This is a genomic window from Kaistella chaponensis (assembly GCF_900156725.1).
Taxonomy (GTDB): Bacteria; Bacteroidota; Bacteroidia; order Flavobacteriales; family Weeksellaceae; genus Kaistella; species Kaistella chaponensis.
Genome location: NZ_FTOI01000002.1, coordinates 130,155 through 149,696, shown reverse-complemented (window position 1 = coordinate 149,696; position 19,542 = coordinate 130,155). Strand labels below are relative to the sequence as shown.

General features: G+C 36.1%; 15 protein-coding genes. 2 read left to right on the top strand and 13 right to left on the bottom strand.

Annotated features, from left to right (window positions below):
- Positions 1-75: 75 nt before the first annotated feature.
- The 13 genes from BW932_RS02760 to lpxB all read right to left on the bottom strand — a co-directional run bounded on the left by BW932_RS02760 (position 76) and on the right by lpxB (position 18,074).
- Positions 76-864, bottom strand: a complete 789-nt coding sequence (locus BW932_RS02760; protein WP_076385132.1) for a hypothetical protein — start codon at positions 862-864, stop codon at positions 76-78.
- Between the two features lie 175 nt (positions 865-1,039).
- Positions 1,040-3,973, bottom strand: a complete 2,934-nt coding sequence (locus BW932_RS02755) for a reprolysin-like metallopeptidase (RefSeq protein ID WP_076385130.1) — start codon at positions 3,971-3,973, stop codon at positions 1,040-1,042.
- A 250-nt stretch (positions 3,974-4,223) separates the two neighbouring features.
- The gene (locus tag BW932_RS02750; RefSeq protein ID WP_076385128.1) at positions 4,224-4,886 is read right to left on the bottom strand and encodes a DUF6048 family protein; all 663 of its coding nucleotides are present in this window, start codon (positions 4,884-4,886) and stop codon (positions 4,224-4,226) included.
- Positions 4,852-5,328, bottom strand: coding sequence for a DUF6452 family protein (locus BW932_RS02745; RefSeq protein WP_076385126.1), 477 nt, complete (start codon positions 5,326-5,328; stop codon positions 4,852-4,854). The genes BW932_RS02750 and BW932_RS02745 overlap by 35 nt, the downstream gene beginning before the upstream one ends.
- Before the next feature lie 16 nt (positions 5,329-5,344).
- The gene (gene rlmD / locus BW932_RS02740) at positions 5,345-6,754 is read right to left on the bottom strand and encodes a 23S rRNA (uracil(1939)-C(5))-methyltransferase RlmD (RefSeq protein WP_076385124.1); all 1,410 of its coding nucleotides are present in this window, start codon (positions 6,752-6,754) and stop codon (positions 5,345-5,347) included.
- Between the two features lie 175 nt (positions 6,755-6,929).
- A complete protein-coding gene (locus tag BW932_RS02735) occupies positions 6,930-8,438 on the bottom strand; it encodes a TlpA family protein disulfide reductase (protein ID WP_076385122.1) in 1,509 nt (502 codons plus the stop codon).
- Positions 8,439-8,613: 175 nt separating this feature from the next.
- Positions 8,614-9,096, bottom strand: a complete 483-nt coding sequence (locus BW932_RS02730; protein WP_076385120.1) for a thioredoxin family protein — start codon at positions 9,094-9,096, stop codon at positions 8,614-8,616.
- A 13-nt stretch (positions 9,097-9,109) separates the two neighbouring features.
- Positions 9,110-11,254: a TonB-dependent receptor plug domain-containing protein gene (locus tag BW932_RS02725; protein WP_245820632.1), complete on the bottom strand. Its 2,145-nt coding sequence runs from the start codon at positions 11,252-11,254 to the stop codon at positions 9,110-9,112.
- A 166-nt stretch (positions 11,255-11,420) separates the two neighbouring features.
- A complete protein-coding gene (locus tag BW932_RS02720; protein ID WP_076385118.1) occupies positions 11,421-12,188 on the bottom strand; it encodes a succinate dehydrogenase/fumarate reductase iron-sulfur subunit in 768 nt (255 codons plus the stop codon).
- 23 nt (positions 12,189-12,211) lie between these two features.
- On the bottom strand, positions 12,212-14,224 hold the full coding sequence (locus BW932_RS02715; protein WP_076385116.1) for a fumarate reductase/succinate dehydrogenase flavoprotein subunit: 2,013 nt from the start codon (positions 14,222-14,224) through the stop codon (positions 12,212-12,214).
- 86 nt (positions 14,225-14,310) lie between these two features.
- A complete protein-coding gene (locus tag BW932_RS02710; protein WP_076385114.1) occupies positions 14,311-14,979 on the bottom strand; it encodes a succinate dehydrogenase cytochrome b subunit in 669 nt (222 codons plus the stop codon).
- Positions 14,980-15,145: 166 nt separating this feature from the next.
- Positions 15,146-16,843: a ComEC/Rec2 family competence protein gene (locus tag BW932_RS02705; protein WP_159436415.1), complete on the bottom strand. Its 1,698-nt coding sequence runs from the start codon at positions 16,841-16,843 to the stop codon at positions 15,146-15,148.
- Between the two features lie 124 nt (positions 16,844-16,967).
- Positions 16,968-18,074 (bottom strand): lipid-A-disaccharide synthase, encoded by a 1,107-nt coding sequence (lpxB, locus tag BW932_RS02700; protein WP_076385110.1) that lies wholly within the window; start codon positions 18,072-18,074, stop codon positions 16,968-16,970.
- 99 nt (positions 18,075-18,173) lie between these two features.
- Between lpxB and BW932_RS02695 the strand changes: the two genes are divergently transcribed.
- Positions 18,174-18,683 carry a DUF2480 family protein gene (locus BW932_RS02695; RefSeq protein ID WP_076385108.1) on the top strand — a complete coding sequence of 170 codons (510 nt, stop codon included), beginning with the start codon at positions 18,174-18,176 and terminating at the stop codon, positions 18,681-18,683.
- Between the two features lie 121 nt (positions 18,684-18,804).
- A complete protein-coding gene (locus BW932_RS02690) occupies positions 18,805-19,530 on the top strand; it encodes a DUF937 domain-containing protein (RefSeq protein WP_076385106.1) in 726 nt (241 codons plus the stop codon).
- The last annotated feature ends 12 nt before the right edge of the window (positions 19,531-19,542 follow it).

Below are 19,542 nucleotides of genomic sequence, written 5' to 3'. Positions count from 1 at the left end.
TATTATTCCAAAATTGCTATGGTAGCGAAATTAAAAAAAAAATATTGATAATCATTTCTATTGAAGGCTTATTTCTTATTTAGAATCCATTAAGTGTGAATTTTTTAATCTTCGTTGATAAATGGGAAGATATTTCTCAATATAAATGGCAGCCGCTTCATAATTACCCGCTTGAATGTACGGATAAAGACTCTCGGATGAATAGATAAACTGAAGAAAATTATCAATAAGAGAAGCAGGGATTTTTAGATCGGTAAAATAATCGACACCGTAATAGTTCTTTATTCCACTAATGGTAGCATTCATTTTTTCATATTGGTTGGCTCTTTCTTTCTTTTTGCGTTCCCCAGAAATAATATCATAAATACTGTCGAGACCAAAAGTGAGTCCACCTCCCGAAAGTCCTGCTACAGGAAGCTGAGTCGGCGTTCCGTCGCCATTGGGAGAAGGAAGACCGAGCATTTTTTGCAGCGCTAAAGTTTTCTCGCCGGTTTTCAAGGAACTCACATCTTTTCGAAGATTTCCTGTGGGTCTGAATCTGCTGATTACCACTTCCTGAATGTCATAGTAAGCCACTTTCAATTCAACAAAATTATTGGTATTCTGGAGGTTTTCTTCGGTTACTAAAACATCTTTTCTATCGGTTACGATGGAAGTAAATCGAATAATATCGCCTGGTTTAGCGGGAATCTTAAATGCTCCGAAATAATCGGTGTATACTGTTTTTTGTTCCGTAATATTGGTTACATATACCTGATTAAGGTAATAAACAGAATTATCTCTGATGATAATATCCCCGGAAAAGTATTGTGCGTTAACTTTAGTTAAAAGAAACAAAGTGACGAGCAGAAAAAGATTCTTCATATAGAGCGCAAAAATAATTGAATTTTCGCACAAATCTGTGAAGTCCTGCTAAAATTGGTGGTTAAAGTTTGGTTAAATAGTACCAAATACTGTTAACAATAATCTATTTATTTGGGTGGAAGGCAAAAAAAAATCCCCAGAAAAATTCTGGGGACTTCCTATTTAGAGAAAATTACTATTTTTTAATAAATTTCACTTGGCTTACTTCGCCGCCGTTATCAACCGCGATCACATAAACTCCTTTGGTTAATTGTGAAATCTGCACTTTGTTGTCAACAATATTTCCTTTTGCAACTACTTGACCTGCCATATTGACGATCTTGTATGTTGCTTTGTCTGAAACTTTTGTAATATTCAACAAATCAATTGCAGGATTTGGATAAACCTGAGCTGACTGTACAGTAGCTGTACTTACCCCAAGAGTTGGAGAAATCGTTACTGCATAATCTTCAACTTCACCATAAGTGTAAGTACCACAAGGTGATGTTTGAGGAGTATTAAATCTTAATGCTACTCTCATTCCTACTGTTTGAGCTCCTGAATAAGCAGTTGCAGGCACAGAGAAAACTTGTGTAACTGGTGTAGTAGTGTTTGCCGCAGTTGACATTACCATTTCACCTGCTTCATATGTTCCACTACGATCGAAATCAATCCAAACACTTATTGCTTCGCTATACTGAGTTCCAGTCCAAGCTTTAGTAACAGAAAGGGTATTATTGGTAGTTCCTTTAGCCAATTTCACCAATCTTGCTGGATCTGTTGAATAATTAGTGTAAGTTGAAGCACCAGAAGTACTGTTTACACCTGCAGCACCTTCTGCAGTAATTTTAACATTAGAAATATACTCATCGTTTGAATTGGTAGAAGTCAATGTACAATAAGCTACTGTTGCAGTAGTGAAATTAACAGTTGCGGAATAAGCACCAGTTGTGGAACCACACACTGCTGCAACTTGCACATTGTACGCTGTACCTTCTGTTAATCCTGCGATCGTATAAGTATTTGTAGGTACTGCGACTTCAGTCCATGTAGCATCCGCTGCAGCTTTGTATCTAACTTTGTAGGTTGCAGTTGCAACTGGATCCCAAGAAACGTTTGCACCTACTGTAGTTATAGATGAAACAGCAAGACCAGCAGGAGCAGTACCATCACATGCAACAAGTGCAGAAACAGTAACTGGAGCAATTGCGTAAAATACGTTTCCGATTGCAGAAATTCTAATTTTCAATGCTGTATTGGTCGCTAAAGAAGCGAAATTAAAATCTTCAGTTCCGTCATTTGGAGTAGAAGCACTTAAAACCACCCAATTTGCACCATTATCTAAAGTATAATCAACTTTTACATTAGCAACATTAAATGGAGCAGCATTAGTTCCTACGATATCCCAAGTTAATGGTCCTGGAGCATTGTTATATACTTTGGTCGCTGTAATTTTGAAAGGTCCGTTTGCACTAACTGTTACTTTTTGCAAAGCACTTTGAGTTTGTTTTTGAGCTGCATCTGCATTATTATCTCTTACAGTAACTCTAAAGTTTGTAGCTCTTGCTACAGTAGATACCGCTTCCCAATCAGCATTGTTCTTTAGGTTTCCAGCCAATACTGTACTTAATTTAGGGAAATATCTTGTCGGGCTTGCTGTTGGAGTCCAAGATCTGAAAGATGGTCCGTTGGTTAAAGTACCAAGGTTGGCGATCGTAGTAGTTGAAGTCGCATTGTCAACCTGCTCCCAAGTATAAGTCAATGGATCACCTTCCGCATCGGTAGCTTGTGCTGATAACACAAAAGCAGTTCCTTTTGGAATAGTAATATCCGGCATTGCAGTAATTACTGGAGGAGTATTTGCTACAGCAGTTTCAATATCACAAGTTTTATTTGTTAAATTTGTTTGAATCTGAATAATTGAATTAACATGGAAATAGGCATCAGAATGTGGTTGTACATCAGTTGCACCAGTGATTCCAGCGTAACCCATAATTGTAGAACCAGAACCTGGCTCAACATTTTGACCTGTTCCTTCAAGACTCATAGAGAACGTGTGATTACCTCCTAATTGGTGACCTATTTCGTGAGCTACGTAATCGATATCGAAATTATCTCCCATTGGAATACCATCTGCAGGAGATGTGATTCCTGATCCTTTTCCGTTACCAGTTGGTACGCCAGAACCATCTACAGGTGGACTCACACATACGCAACCAATACATCCTGCATTACCTCCACCACCGGAAGCACCAAACATATGACCAATGTCATAATTTCCTTCACCAGCAACTGCTGTGATTGCTTTTTGAGCGGCTAAATTCCAAGAGGATAATGTTGTACTATAAGGATCTGTTGCTGGATCTAAATAAACCAATGCCGGGAAATCCTGCACAATTAAATGAAGACCGAAATCCATTTCGAAAATACCATTACAACGGGTAATACTTGCATTGATTGCAGCCATCGCTCCGGCTAAACCACCATGATAAACAGTATATTCACCATTAGTAGTCATGGCTATACGCATTGTTCTGTATTTTTTATCAGATGCTTTGCTGAAATCAGCTGGATTGTTAGCAAAGCTTTTTCCAGACATATACAGCTTGTCAATTTGCTGTTTTGTAAGTGGCGCTTCGCTTGTAGCACAAACAAATGCTTTGTCAGCTTCAGACTTATTGGTCTTCGGATGAACTCCATAAACCGATTTGTTTGTGTTTTGAGGCTCAATAAATTCATAAACTCCTCTTCTGACAATCATAGACTGAAAATCATTTGGAGCAACACTGAATCTTACATATGCAGTAGGATCATCGATACCTACTCCTATATAAGAACCTAATTGATAACGGTCAGCAAGAGATTTTACCACTACAGGCGAACTGTAAACGGCAAATCTTTCAATTTTACCTTCAAGAGTTGGTAATTTAATTTCTACAGGAACTGCCCCTTTTCCCGTTTCTTGCGCATTGGCAAGTGTAGATCTCATCGCTGCAAGATCTAGCGAATAATAACTCGTGACATTAGATGTCGTTCGGATTTTTTCACCCTGCATTGAGGTAGGACTCCATTGTGCAAAAGCAGCCGTAGTCATCAATCCGCAAAGCAAAGAAGTAAAAATTTTCTTCATAAGATTTGATTATTAAAATTGTTTCTCAAAAATAGATCTTTTTTACCTTGCAATCAAAATAATTATGTTAAAGTTTTTCGGATTTACCAAAAAATAACACAACTCCAAAACAGTATTAATAAGTTATCTACAATATTATAAAGAAAACATTAAAGAGTATTCAAATCAAGAAAAAAGTTTAAGAAAATATCGCCAAAATTATTGCGAAAAAATACCAATACCGTATTCATTGCATAGTACTTGAAAGTTCTTAGAACTGATATGCAATATTCCAAGAAAATCCCATGTTAAATTTTGCAGAACTTTTACCAAAACCAGGAACAATCATGGGTTGAATTTCATCTTGAGTCGTTGAAAAGACCAGATATTTAGGCTGTACAGTAACATCAATATAAAATGGAGATTGAAAAAGCTGCACTCTTCCACCAACAGTACCTTCAATCCAGTACGAACTTTGAGAGGTTCCTGGGAAAGAGATCGAAGTTGCACTTCCACCGAAACCACGCACCGGAACTGCTTTGTATTCCTGCTGATAGAAAGAACCACCTACTTTTCCTCCGGCGTAGAAACCGTTCATTTCATTTTCTCTGTCGTTTGCCAACATATAAAAAGCTCCTAATTTCAAAAAAGGACCATTCACGGAAGCATCGTATCCATTTTTCTGATAAATATTTTTTTCGAAGCCTACATCGGCAACTCCATGAATATTTTTGGTAATGCGCGAAGAAACAAATCCCTGAAAAAGTTTGCGATCTGAAAAGACTCCAATTCCTGCATTCAAAAGATCAAAACCCACCATGAAATTAGGCTCATATTTTCGTTGGGTCTGAATCGTATCCTGCTCTTTTATTTGCGCAAAACCAAAGGAAAAAAATACACTAAAAAAGAAGGTAAAAATGAGTTTTGGATTCATCGGTAATTTGGTTTTGATTCTGTTCAAGATCTAACACAGGGTTAGAAACTTCTAAAACTGAAGTCAGGTTTTCGTATATTTTTTTTACTCCACATGCGGGTGAAACGTACTGCGAATTTGTGGTGTAACTTACTTTTATTTGCGAAGTAACCGCCTTTTTGGTGACACCTACAAAAATTTTGGTAAAAGGAACATCATCAACACGCAAAGGAATGAGTACGGAATCTACCCGCGATTTTGCAACCAATTGGATCGGACCGTTTCCATAATCGACATTAATAAAAAGGGAATCCATCGTTTTCAATTTACCTGTCGATTTGGTTTTAAATTTCAGTTTCATTCTGGGAGTCGCTTCTCCACCAAGACAAATATCATCGTCGCTTCCGCAAGAATAAAGCGTAATCAGAAAAAAGAAGACGCCAAATATTCTGAAAAATTTCATAAGTCAAATTTAGAATTTAAATTTTTACCAACAATGCAATATTTTCCACATGATGAGTTTGCGGGAACATATCTACAGGAAGTATTTTTACGAGCTTGTATTGTTCTTTCATCAAGGCCAAATCTCTTGCCTGAGTTGCAGAATTACAACTTACATAGACGATTTTTTCGGGTGCTAATTTCAGAATTTGCTCTACTACTTTTTGGTGCATTCCATCTCTTGGCGGATCCGTAATCAAGACATCAGCTTTTGGATGATTTTCTAAAAATTCATCATTGAAAATAGCTTTCATGTCTCCACAATAAAAAGTGCAGTTCTCTAAGCCATTTAATTTTGCATGTTCTTTTGCTGCTTCAATCGCCTCTGGAACAGATTCAATTCCGATGACTTGTTTTGCATTTCGCGCGACGTATTGTGCAATTGTTCCCGTTCCGGTATACAAATCATAAACCACTTCATCCCCTTTTAAATCGGCAAATTCTAATGTTTTTCTATACAATTCTAAAGCCTGTTTGTAATTGGTCTGGAAAAATGATTTCGGACCGATTTTAAATTGAAGACCATCCATTTCCTCCATCAGGAAGCCTTCACCAAAATAAGTTTGAACATCCTGATCGTAAATTGAATCGTTTTGTTTTGAATTGATGCAATACACCAAGGTTTTTATTTGGGGAAATTCACTCAATAAAAATTTAAATAAATTCTTGCGATTTTCTTGCTCTTCGCGGTAAAGCTGGAATAAAACCATCCATTCACCTTTAGAATTTTGCCGCAACATCATTGTTCGCAAGAATCCTTTCTGTTCTCTTACATCGAAAAATTCTAAACCATTTTTCACGGCGTAATTTTTCACCGCCAATCGAATTGCATTGGATGGATCTTCTTGCAGCAGACATTCTTTTAAATCTAAAATCTTGCTCCACATTCCGGGAATATGAAAACCTAAAGCATCTCTGTTCCCAAAATTTTCCTCAGAACTGATTTCATATTGCGTTAACCAACGAGCATTGGAAAAAGAAAATTCCATTTTATTGCGGTAAAAATAGTGTTCCTCGCTTCCTAATATCGGCAAGGTTTCGAAATCCTCTAAACCACCAATTCTTTTGATATTGTTAAAAACTTCGTCTTGTTTAACATCGAGTTGTTTTTCGTAGGAAAGGTTTTGCCATTTGCAACCGCCGCAAACACCGAAATGAACACATTTTGGTTCTACTCTGAAAGGAGATTTTTCTAAAATCTCAATCATTTCAGCTTCATAATAATTCGATTTCGATTTCTTCACGCGCACATTGACCAAATCGCCTGGAACTGCACCGGAAACCAAAACGGTTTTTCCTTCTTCCGTACGTCCGACTGCGATTCCTTTTGATCCTGCTGAAACCAATCTAATATTTTCTAAAACGATATTTTTATTTTTTCTTCTCATGGGAATTTTAATGATGGCAAAAGTAAGGTTTTAAAATAAAAAAGAAGCGATAAATCAATGTGGTTTTGGATATTAATACAGAAAGTTTACAGGAATCAACAAGTTGATTTTCACTTAATAAAAAAATTCCTGACAGAAAATTATCTGTCAGGAATTATATTTTATATTCTTATCTCTATTTTACAGGTGCTGGTTGCGGCGCCTGATTCTGTGGTGCCAACAAATCATTTTGCAGCTGTGCTTGTGGTTGTACAGTCGGAGCTTTCAACCCAGAAACTTTATCCAATGCAGCAATCAGTTCTGGATCGCCAAGATTATTAAAGAATCGGCTTGCAATTTTTCCGTTTTTATCTAAAACAACGAAAGACGGAAGTTTAAAACCATAAAGTCCTAAATCCTTTGCCATTTGAGAATTTAATCCACCTTCAGCATAAACATTATTACCTGGAATTGTTTTCAACATCGCATTGCTGGTTTTGATAAACTGTTCTTTTGTATCATCAAAATTCACAAATGTGAAATCCATTTTCGATTTGTAGAAATTAGCAACTTCTTTCAAAACAGGAACGGTTGCTTCTGAAATGTAAGGATTCCAAGAGGCGTAAAACATCACTAAGGTTGGTTTTCCTTTTACATCTGCCATTTTGAAATCAGCACCATCTTGCTTGATTAGTTTTGCTGTTGGAACCGCGTCGCCAATTTTCGGACCGCTAATTACAAATTGAAGATGTTCTAAATCTTTTTTAATTGCAGCATCTTTTACTTTCTCTTTAATCGTTTTTGAAACGGAAGCAATGTTTGCCGCAGTCATACCCGGTGCAAGATCACCACCAATAACATAAGCTAAAAGGTAATCTTTTGCGATTTGGGACATGTCTTTTTTCGCATCCAAAAATCTAGAAAACATAGAAGAAGGAAGTTCACCTTCTTTTTTATTGGTTGTACTGAACGTTTGAATTTCTGGACTTAATTTTCCTAACAAATAATTTCTGTAAATAGGTTGTTCTTTTAAGAGACGATCACTATCACTGTCTAATTTCGAAACAGCATCTTTGAATTTTTGTGAAGGTTTGTATGCAACATCCTGTGCAACCTGCCCGTGATTGGCTTCATACTGGTTGTATAATCCCAAAATACTTGCACGAAGTTCATCTTTTTTCCAGTTTGTTACTTCGCTGTCAGCAGAAGTATTTTTAGCAGAAAGGTCGATGTTTTTCTCGATGTCAGATTTAATTTTGTCTGCTTCTTTCAAAAAACCAGCTTCATCTTTAGCAACCAATTCCCCCACATTAATTTTAGCGGCATACGATTGAATGAATTTCTGAGCTTCTAAAAGAAAATCATTGTTCTTTTTCGCATCACCAGTAATGGTAAATTGATTTGGGAAATTTTCAGCTTTTCCTGAAATATTGAATGACTGACCTCCTTTTAGGTAAACCATTGCAGTTTTCCCGGCGTAAGACATGATGTACATTCCGTTTTTTGGGGCATCGAAACTTCCGGAAAAACTTCCTTTCGCGTCAACTCCCATATTAACAAGCGGTAAAGTTGCCACACCTGAAGCTTCTACAAACTCGATTCTTTCTAATGGTGAACCACCTGCAAAATTACCTTTTACTTCTACTTTTTTTGAACATGAGATCGTAGCGAGCGCCACGAAAAGCATCAACAAATAATTTTTCATCTTTTAAATTTAAATTTCCGCAAAAATAGGTGTTTTATTTTGAATGCATTCACTATCCGTTCACAAAAAAACGTTAAGATTTGTGAATTTCACAATCTTTCATCCAGTTCCGTTCTAGGTAATGATTTGATTTTGCGCCCAAATATTTCTAAAAACAAGGTTTTCGACTTCAACCCTACTCTTTCTGCAGTATTTTCAATAACGAAACCTCATCTAAAAACTGAAAATATCTTGATTGTGCCTGAAAATTTTCATCAAACAAAACAAAAGCGGGAAGGGAAAATGGTTTATTTTTTCTTCCGGCTAAAAGTAACGCGATCTCGTGAACAGAATTAACTTTCTTTATTCTTTTGTTAGAAAAAATCTGGTTTCCAAAAAAGATGGTTTCCTTACTCTCCACGTTCATTTTCACAGGGTAATAATTTTCGTTTAACGTTTTTATTACGGCTGAATCCTGGAAAGTAGTTCTGTCCATTTCTTTGCAATACAAACACCAATCTGCATAAAAATTGACGAAAACTTTCTTCGGTTTTACCCACAAAGAATCGTTCAGTTGTTCAAAACTAAGCCATTGAATTGTCTCAGCAGATTTTTGTGCATGCACAGAATTGCCGCCGAAAAGGAAAAAAAACAGAATGATAAAAGTTGAACCTTTCAAACCAAAAATATATTTAAAGTGATTTTAAACGAATTCCTACAAACAAAGTTCGTGGCAAATTGGGACCGTAAATAAAGTTGCTGTCGCGGTTTTTGCCAAGGTCAAAAGTCTTTTGATAGGAATCGAAAATATTTTTTATTCCTCCAAATATTTCAATTCCAGATTTAATTTTCGGAAAACCGAAGACATGTCCTGCGCGGAAACCAACATCCGTGAAAGATTTTGTCTGAAAATATTCATCTATATTTTGTCCAGTTTCGGTTCCTGCAGCGTGCGCAAGAGTCATCGTACCTGTAAAAACACCATTCAAACTCAGGTTCCAATTTTTTGTAGGATTATAAGTAATTGTAGCATATCCATAATGATTTGGAGTGCGGAGAAATTCTCTTTTTGGTTCTAATCCGTCAATTGTGGAAACCGGCGTTTTGAATTGGCTTTTTTGAAAAGTAAAACCACCTTCAAGCTGGACCAAATAATCAAAATTTGCACGCGCTTCGATCGTAATTCCTTTTACAGTAGCTTCATCGCCGTTTCGCTTTTCGAAAATAGCTCCGAATTCATCTTTACCAAGTGGAAACTGGAAAAAAGCGTCTTTCAATCTTGTATAAAACGCTTCGACCGTAAATCCAGCAATAAAATGCGGCGTGGCTTTATCATAATTTACTGAACTTGTAAAACTGGTGGATCTTTCTTCATTCAAATCTGGCGACAACACTATTCTGGAAACTCCACCACCTGCAAATGCGATATGCAAATCGGTATCGAAAGCTTGTGGCGCACGAAATCCTGTTCCCCAACCAACGCGAAACTGGGTGTTCTCGACTCCTTTGTAGAGCAAAGATAATCGTGGACTGAAAACCGCACGAGCTAATAAATTGTGTTTATCGAACCGAAAACCAGCGAGAAAATTTAAAGTTGGTGTAATGTCCCAATCATTTTGAAGGTAAATTCCAAAGTTTTTGGTAGTTTGATCGATTTCGTAGCGATATCTTGAAATTTCATCAAAGACTTTATCATGAATATATTCTGCACCTGCGGTTAAAACTGAACTTCCAACGAGAAATTTTTCGAAATGATGATTGATCTGAACTCCACCTTGATGAGTGATTACCTTGGAAATTCCGTAAGGTGGATTTGCGAAAAAAGCAGTCAATTCCGCTGGATCATCTGGATGAATTCCGGTGTAATGTTTTCGGTCAGTTTTTTGTCCGCCGTAGAAAAAGCTTACTGAATTTTTATTGTCATTTAAAGCGATCGAGTAATCTGCACTTCCCATCAAAATATGGTGGGTTCTTTCTTCTGACTGTTTTGCGAGATAGGCTGGTTTTTCGACCATTTCACCGCCGTATCGGTATTCATTAATGCTGCTGAAACTTAATTCAAGCTTTTGATTTTTGGCAGGTTTGAAGAAAAAATTCGTTCCAAAAGTATGGTCTTTTAATTGAGGTAGTTCCGAGAAATTATCGCTATTCGCATCGTATAACCCACGATTTCTGTTGTTTACAAACAAACTGATTCCCAAATTTCGATCTTCATTGACGAACGAGGCGTTTCCAGTAAGGAGATGATCCGTTGTTTTTCCTTTAATGCTTTGAAGCTTGTTGGTGAAATTAAAAGTATTTCCATCTGGAATTTTGGTAATCACATTTACGGTTCCGCCAATTGCACTCGAACCATACAGCGCAGAAACTCCACCACGAACAACTTCGATGCGATCGATCATGTTGGTAGGAATTTGTTCCATTCCGTATAATCCCATCAAAGGGCTGAAAATTGGTCGCCTGTTGATTAATATTTGAGAATATCCACCTTGAAGACCATTAATTCTTAACTGCGTATAATTACAAGTTTGGCAATCTGTCTCTACCCGAAGTCCAGGTTGATATTTTAAACCTTCGGAAAGCGTTGTTGCGACAACTTGATCCAAGGTTTTACTATTAATGAGATTTACAATTACGGCGGAATTTGTTTTTCTTTTTGGCGTTCTGGTTCCTGTGATTACAATTTGTTCGATATCCTTCATTTTAACGGAGAGGGAGGCATTTCGGATTTGGGTGGAATCATTTCGAATTGAATCCAATTTCTTTTGCGCAGAAATATTGAATGCAAAAAGAAGTGTAAAAATCGATGTAATGGAATTAGCGCTATTTCTTTTCAAATCGTAATCATTTATTTTCAACAAACTTACAAATGTTAGACTAATCTAACAAATAATATTAGAATAATAATATTTAAATTTTAGTTTGGTGAAATAGCACAATTATAGCACAAAAAAAATCGCCCTTTGATTAAAAAGGCGATTCAATGATCATAAATATTATTTTTTATTCTTTCTCGAGATTGGCAACCGTGAATTCTCTGTTCATTCTTGCGATCACTTCCAAAGAAATTCCTTTCGGACATTCAACTTCACAAGCTCCGGTATTGGAACAATTTCCGAAACCTTCTTCATCCATTGCTTTTACCATATTCAGAACTCTTCTCTTCGCTTCTACTCTACCTTGTGGAAGGAGCGCATATTGCGAAACTTTTGCACCAACAAATAACATGGCAGAACCATTTTTACAGGTTGCAACACATGCTCCACAACCGATACAAGCTGCTGCATCCATTGCTTTATCAGCATCTTCTTTAGGAACTAAGATTGAATTTGCATCCAACGTATTTCCAGAGGTATTAACGGAAATAAATCCACCTGCAGCCATTACACGGTCAAAAGCACTACGATCAACCACCAAATCTTTGATCACCGGAAAAGCAGCACTTCTCCAAGGTTCGATATGAATGGTTTCGCCGTCTTTGAACATTCTCATGTGCAATTGGCAAGTGGTGATTCCTGTATCGGGACCATGAGGTCTTCCGTTGATATACAACGAACACATTCCACAGATTCCTTCGCGGCAGTCGTGATCAAAAGCGATTGCTTCTTTCCCTTCGTTGATCAGATTTTCGTTGAGCATATCTAGCATTTCGAGAAATGAAGAAGCGGTAGAAACGTCGGATATTTTGTAGGTTTCGAACTGGCCTTTTGTTTTATTATTTTTCTGTCTCCAAATTTTCAGAGTCAGGTTTAATCCTTTTTGTGTACTCATTTTCTTATTTACTTTAATGGAGATTATTTATAACTTCTTGTTTTAACTTCGATGTTTTCATAAATCAAATCTTCCTTATGTAAAACTTCTTGCTTAATGTCGTTTCCTTGATATTCCCAGGTTGAAACGAATTTGTAAAGCTCATCGTCTCTTTCTGCTTCACCTTCTGGTGTAGCGTGATCCCAACGGAAATGACCACCGCAAGACTCTTCTCTATTCAGAGCATCCATTGCCATTAATTGTCCTAATTCAATGAAATCAGCAACTCTAAAAGCTTTCTCTAACTCAGGATTCATGCTGTTTGCCTCCCCGAGAACTTTTACATTCTGCCAGAAATCTTTTTTAACCTCATCAATTTCCTGAATTGCTTCTCTTAAACCTTCTGGAGTTCTTCCCATCCCTACTTTATTCCACATGATGTGTCCTAATTTTTTATGGAAATAATCTACTGAGTGCGATCCTTTATTGGTCATAAAGAAATTCACTTTGTCATTAACTTCCTGTTCTGCTTGATCAAATTCAGCAGTATTTGTTGGAATTGCACCAGTTCTAATATCCGCGGAAAGGTAATCTGCAATGGTGTAAGGAAGTACAAAATAACCATCTGCTAAACCTTGCATCAAAGCGGAAGCTCCTAATCTATTTGCACCGTGGTCAGAGAAATTGGCTTCCCCAATCACAAAACATCCTGGAATGGTTGATTGTAAATTATAATCCACCCAAACTCCACCCATGGTGTAATGCACTGCAGGATAAATTTTCATTGGAGTTACATACGGATTTTCGCCTGTGATTTTTTCATACATCACGAAAAGGTTTCCATATTTTTCTTCAATCCAAGCTTTTCCTAAATCATAGATTTGTTGCTCGGTTGGATTGTGAATATTTTTTTCGATGGCTGCTTCTTTTCCTTTCTTTTGAATTTCGGTAGAGAAATCTAAATATACGCCTTCTTTAGTATCATTGTTTTCGATTCCGTAACCAGCATCACATCTTTCTTTTGCAGCTCTGGAAGCGACATCACGAGGAACAAGATTTCCAAAAGCTGGGTATCTTCTTTCTAGATAATAATCGCGGTTTTCTGGGGCAATGTTTTCGGCTTTCAATTTGCCTTCTCTAATTGCTACTGCATCTTCAATATTTTTAGGAACCCAAATTCTCCCAGAATTCCTCAAAGATTCTGACATCAAAGTCAGTTTCGACTGTTGTGTTCCATGAACAGGAATACAGGTTGGGTGAATCTGAACGTAGCAAGGATTTGCAAAATACGCACCTTTTTTATGAATTTTCCAAGCAGCAGAAACATTGGATCCCATTGCATTGGTAGAAAGGAAATACACATTTCCGTAACCACCAGAAGCGATCACTACTGCGTGTGCAGAATGTCTTTCAATCTCTCCTGTCACTAAATTTCTTGCAATAATTCCTCTTGCTTTTCCGTCTACTAGAACTAAATCAAGCATTTCGTGACGGTTATACATTTTGATTCGTCCTTTTCCAATTTGACGGCTCATTGCAGAATAAGCACCTAACAAAAGTTGTTGTCCGGTTTGACCTTTTGCGTAAAAGGTTCTTTTTACTTGAACTCCACCGAATGACCGGTTATCTAATTGTCCGCCGTAATCTCTACCAAAAGGAACACCTTGCGAAACACACTGATCGATAATATTCGCGGAAACTTCTGCAAGTCTGTAAACATTAGCTTCTCTTGAACGGTAATCACCACCTTTGATGGTATCATAAAACAAACGGTAAGTTGAGTCACCGTCTCCTTGATAATTTTTGGCAGCGTTAATTCCACCTTGAGCAGCAATTGAATGCGCTCTTCTTGGTGAATCCTGATAACAAAATGCTTTTACATTGTAGCCTTGCTCAGCCAAAGTAGCAGCGGCAGAACCTCCTGCTAAACCTGTTCCCACCACAATAACATCGATTTTATCTCGATTGTTGGGTGACACAAGGTTCATATGATTTTTATGATTGGTCCATTTGTCCGCTAAAGGACCAGCCGGAATTTTTGAATCTAATTTGCTCATTTTAAAAATTTTAAATTATAGATTTTAAATTTTAGACACTTGTATTTCAAACTTTAGCTTAAAATCTAATGCCTAATTTTTAATCTCTATTGCTGAGTTAAGAAATGATAAAGTGCAATGAAAATAAAACCTGCAGGAATAAGAATCGAATACCAATTTCCGATTGCTTTAATTACTGGCGTATATTTAGGATGTCTTGCACCGATCGACTGGAACGATGATTGAAAACCGTGTGCTAAATGCAGTCCTAGTAAAACAAAAGCAACCACATAAATCACTACTCTCCACAAATTTGCAAACTTCTCATGAAGTTCTGGCCAAAACCTGAACTGATCCGGTGTATTTCCTTCAATATATTTAAAGTTCATTTCGTGCCACCAGAAATCATACATGTGTAATCCTAGAAAAGCTAAAACAACTAATCCAGAAATGATCATGTTACGCGACATCCATGAAGAATTCGCAGCGCCGTTGTTCATTCCGTATTTTACTGGTCTTGCACTTCTATTTTTAAGTTCCAGCACAAATCCCATTACAAAGTGAAAAATAACAGCGAAACCTAAAATGGGTTGCATGAAAAATTGAATCAGTGGATTATAACCCATAAATTCTGAAGCCGCATTAAACGGTCCATCTTTTCCTAAAACTGAGAGTAAGTTCACCGAAAGGTGCATGATAAGGAATAGGAGCAAAAACATTGCAGACAATGCCATTGCGTACTTTCTACCGATAGTAGAACTTGTAAATCCTGCCATAATTAATATTTGATTTGAATTTTCACAAAGTTAAAAAAATGTTAAGCTACTTTAAGGTGAGAAAAGTCACAATTTTTTAGTTTGTAATACTTCTAAATAACAAAACTTCTTCCTTAAACCGCTTTAAAAGACATTCTAAATCACAAAAAGTATTGACTGTGAAAATCTACTTTAAATCATACTTTACTCCATCAATTTTGATCTGGTCAATTGATTTCGCAATTTGTATCACTTCAAAATTCTTAGTTCTTCGGGAAGTTAAATAGGGTTCGATCACATATTGTTCTATTTTATCCCGATTCAAATTTTCATGCATGATAAACTGAACTTTATCCTGATTTTTAACAGAAATTACCTTTTCCTTAAAATATTGATGAATTAAAACCTCATCAATTTCCTTTGCTTTAAAATTTAAAACTACTCGCAATACGATAAATAATAAAAGAAAGTAGGCGACTCGAAGCATATTTTTACCATTGAATTTTACAATTAAAAATCTTAAAAAATAAATGATGATAAAAACCACGACTGCCTCTAAAAGTGTAAACGGAATTGTTTTGTAAAAGGCAAATTCTAAAGTCGCAAAAAAATGAATGACTTTTAATGTAGACGAGACACAAAAATCATAAATCAAATTTAAAAATGAAAACTGAAGCGAAAACGCATTTAAAACGGTCATCAACAAAGCAAAAATGATGAGAATTTCCGAAAATGGAATCACCACCAAATTTGCAATGATCGAAATAAACGAATATTGATGAAAATAATAAATCACCAATGGAAGCGTTGCCAATTGCGCCGAAATACTAATGGAAATGACATTCACTAAAAAATTCTGAAAGTTATTATTCGGTTTCGGGAGGTATTTCAAAAGAGGTTGATTCAACCAACAAATTCCAAAAACCGCGAGAAAACTCAACTGAAATCCCACATCAAAAACTTGATTGGTATCGAAGATTAAAATCGCAAACGCAGCGAGAGCCATCGAATGAAGCACATCTGTTTTTCTTTGCAACAAAATAAATAGGTAATACGCAGAAATCATCACGCAACTTCGAACAACAGAACTTCCGTAATCGATAAAAATAGCGAAACTCCAAATTAACAAGAGCGAAATCACAATTTTATAATTGATCAATCGAGCCGGAAAAATCGGATTCAAAATGAGTAAAATAAGCCAAAAAATAATTGCCATGTGAGAACCGGAAATCGCTAAAATATGAACCAATCCGGATTTGCTGAAATCCCGCACGATTTCTTTATCCATCTCTGTTCGGTCTGCGAGAATAATACCTTTCGTAAATTCTCGACTGGGTTTGCTTAAATCAGAAGCATCAATTTTAACTAAAGTTTCTAAACGTTTTTGACGAATTTTCTCGGCAATGGAAAGATCTTCCCGTTTACTGGATTGGTAAGAATTCGGCAAATAAATTTGAAAAAAAATATCTTTTCGCGCCAAATATTTTGCGTAATCAAATTGGAAATCGCTGTAAGGTTTTTCAATTTTGTTGATGTAAACTTCGGCTTTATAATAATGCAAGAAATCAAACTCCTTTTCAGATTTTGGTAAAGACAAAACACTTTTGAACGCATTATTTCCTTTCCACGCTTCGATTTCGTATCTTCGGCTTTTTTGATTAGAATTGAGTTTTTTGGTGATTTTAAAAATAACATTCTCCTTCGTCTTCAATTCTGGAAGTTTTGGTTTTTCAGAATTGAGAAGGTGCAAAAAAATTCCGAACGAGAAAAACAATAAACAGAGAGAAACAGGTCTTAGTCGATAAAACAGGAAGTTTTTGCCCAAAAATAAACCCAGTGAAAATAGACTGATTATTAAGAATAAATAAATTTCGCTACTTTTCAAACTCGCATAATCCTGAAAGAAAATCCCAAGAATAAAACAAATACAAAGGATAAGTAATGGCTGTTTTTGCAATGGTATTTTCGTGTAAAATTATCAACTTTTGCTGATAAAATTACCCGTGAAATCACCCATTTATAATAATTTCTGCAGCAAGATCACTTGCTCCTTTTCCGCCAAGTTTTTCGCGGAGCAGTTCAAAATTATGCAACATTTTTTCTCGGGAATTTCCTTTTAAAATGAGTTCTAATTCTTTCACTAAATTCTTAGTATTAAGATCACTTTGAATGAGTTCGGTCACAATTTCCTGATCCATTATTAAATTAACCAACGAGATATATTTAATGTTTTTCACTACTCTTTTCCCGATTTCATAGGAGATCCGGCTGCTTCGGTAACAAACTACTTCCGGAATATTGAGCAATGCAGTTTCCAAAGTTGCCGTTCCAGAGGTGACCAAAGCTGCTTTTGAGCATCTCAATAAATCGTAGGTTTTATTTGAAACGAAATGCACATTTTCATCGACGAATTTTTGATAAAATTCTTTTGGTAAACTCGGCGCTCCTGCAATTACAAACTGATATTCTTGAAAATTTGGTCGCACAGAAAGCATTAATTCGAGCATTTTCGTGACTTCCTGTTCCCGAGAACCCGGTAAAAGTGCGATGATTTCTTTCTGATTTAAATTATTTTCAGCCTTAAATTGATCAATATCAATTTCCTTTAAATCAGAAATAGCATCTAATAAAGGATGACCTACAAAATGAGCGTCAACTTCATGCTTCTTATAAAAATCTTTTTCAAAAGGAAGAATCACCAACATTTCATCTACGAATTTTCTGATTTTTTCAACACGCCCTTCTTTCCAGGCCCAAAGTTGTGGGGAAATGTAGTAAATAACCTTAATTCCTAAGCTTTTCGCGAACTCAGCAATCCTTAAATTAAATCCAGGATAATCAACTAAAATTAAAACATCGGGTTTGTTTTTTTGAATATCTTCTTTACAAAATTTGATATTTTTTAGAATCGTAGTCAGATTTTTTGCCACTTCCAGGAATCCCATGAAAGCCAAATCGCGATAATGTTTCACCGGCGGAAATCCCGCAACTTCTGTCATTAAATCTCCTCCCCAGAATCTAAATTCGGCGGTTGAATCTTTTTTCAAAATGGATTTCATTAAATTAGAAGCGTGCAAATCCCCGGAAGCTTCTCCTGCGATGATGTAGTATTTCAAGTTTAGAATTTAGATTTTAGATTTTAGAATTTAGATTTTTCAATCTTCAATTTAAAACAAATAATTTAGCTTAATTTTGTTCAAAGATAAAATAAAAAAATGTCTGAAGATTTAGAAATAAAAAATAAAATAGCCGAAAGCGGATTAATCAATTTTGATTTGTCAACACTACTCCCAAAAGGAAAAAGAATAGGAATTGATTTAAAAGATTTCCTTTTTGAAGGATTAATCTTAAAGGAAAAAGATTTTCGCGAAAAAATTTCTGCATTAAATCCTGAAGATTACGAAAATTCTTACCTCTACATTTACAATTCGGCAGATGCAATTGTTCCTTTATGGGCTTATTTTTTGATTACGGCAAAACTCACTGAAACTGCAAAAAAAATCGTTTTCGGAAACAGGGAAGATTTAGAAGTTCTACTGATGCACAATGCAGTTCAAACTTATGATTATACCGAAATGATAGGCAAAAGAGTTTTGGTAAAAGGATGTTCTGATGAATCAATCCCAGAAAACGCATATATTGAATTGGTAGAACAGCTAAAACCGATTGTGAAATCGCTAATGTTTGGAGAAGCTTGCTCCAATGTTCCTATTTTTAAAAATTAATTAATCCATAAATTGTTATTAATTTAAAATTTTAACAATAATTTGGGAATACAAAAAACAATTGAGAATGAATATTGATTAGATTTGCTTTCTAATTTTTTAAAAATAAAATGCACAAACTATGAGTTTAATCGACCTTATCACTGGAAATGCAGGAAATCAAGTAGCTACAGACGCCGAAAACAAATTCGGAATCAGCAAAAACCAAGTAATTGCTTTATTGGCAGTTGCAGCACCATTAGTCATTTCATATCTAAGAAAAAAATCACAGGAAAACAGTTCCGAAGCAGATGCATTAAACAATGCGCTCGACAAAGATCATGATGGAAGCATTTTAAATAATCCTTCCCAAGCTGTTGAAAGACAAGCAGAGGGAAATTCTATTTTAAGCCATATTTTTGGAGGCGAAAAAGCCAATGTTGAAAATCAATTGTCTCAAAATACCGGAATTTCTATGGATAAAATAGGCCCAATTTTAGCGATGTTAGCTCCTATTATCATGGGATATATTGGTAAAGAAAAACAATCAAACGGCGTAACTTCCAGTGGTGGTTTGGGAGACTTATTGGGTGGAATTTTGGGGAATGCACAAAATCAGGCGCAATCTCAACCTTCAAATCCACTGAATGACATTTTAGGAAGCGTTCTAGGAGGAGGTTCAAACGGACAATCTGCTGGAAACCCATTGAACGATATCTTAGGAAGCGTTCTTGGTGGCGGTTCACAAGCAAATTCTTCTGGAAATCCTTTGACAGATATTTTAGGAAGTGTTCTTGGTGGTGGACAACAAAACCAACAACAAGGCGGCTTAGGAGGACTTTTAGGAGGGATTTTGGGCGGAAAATAACTGAACAAAAAC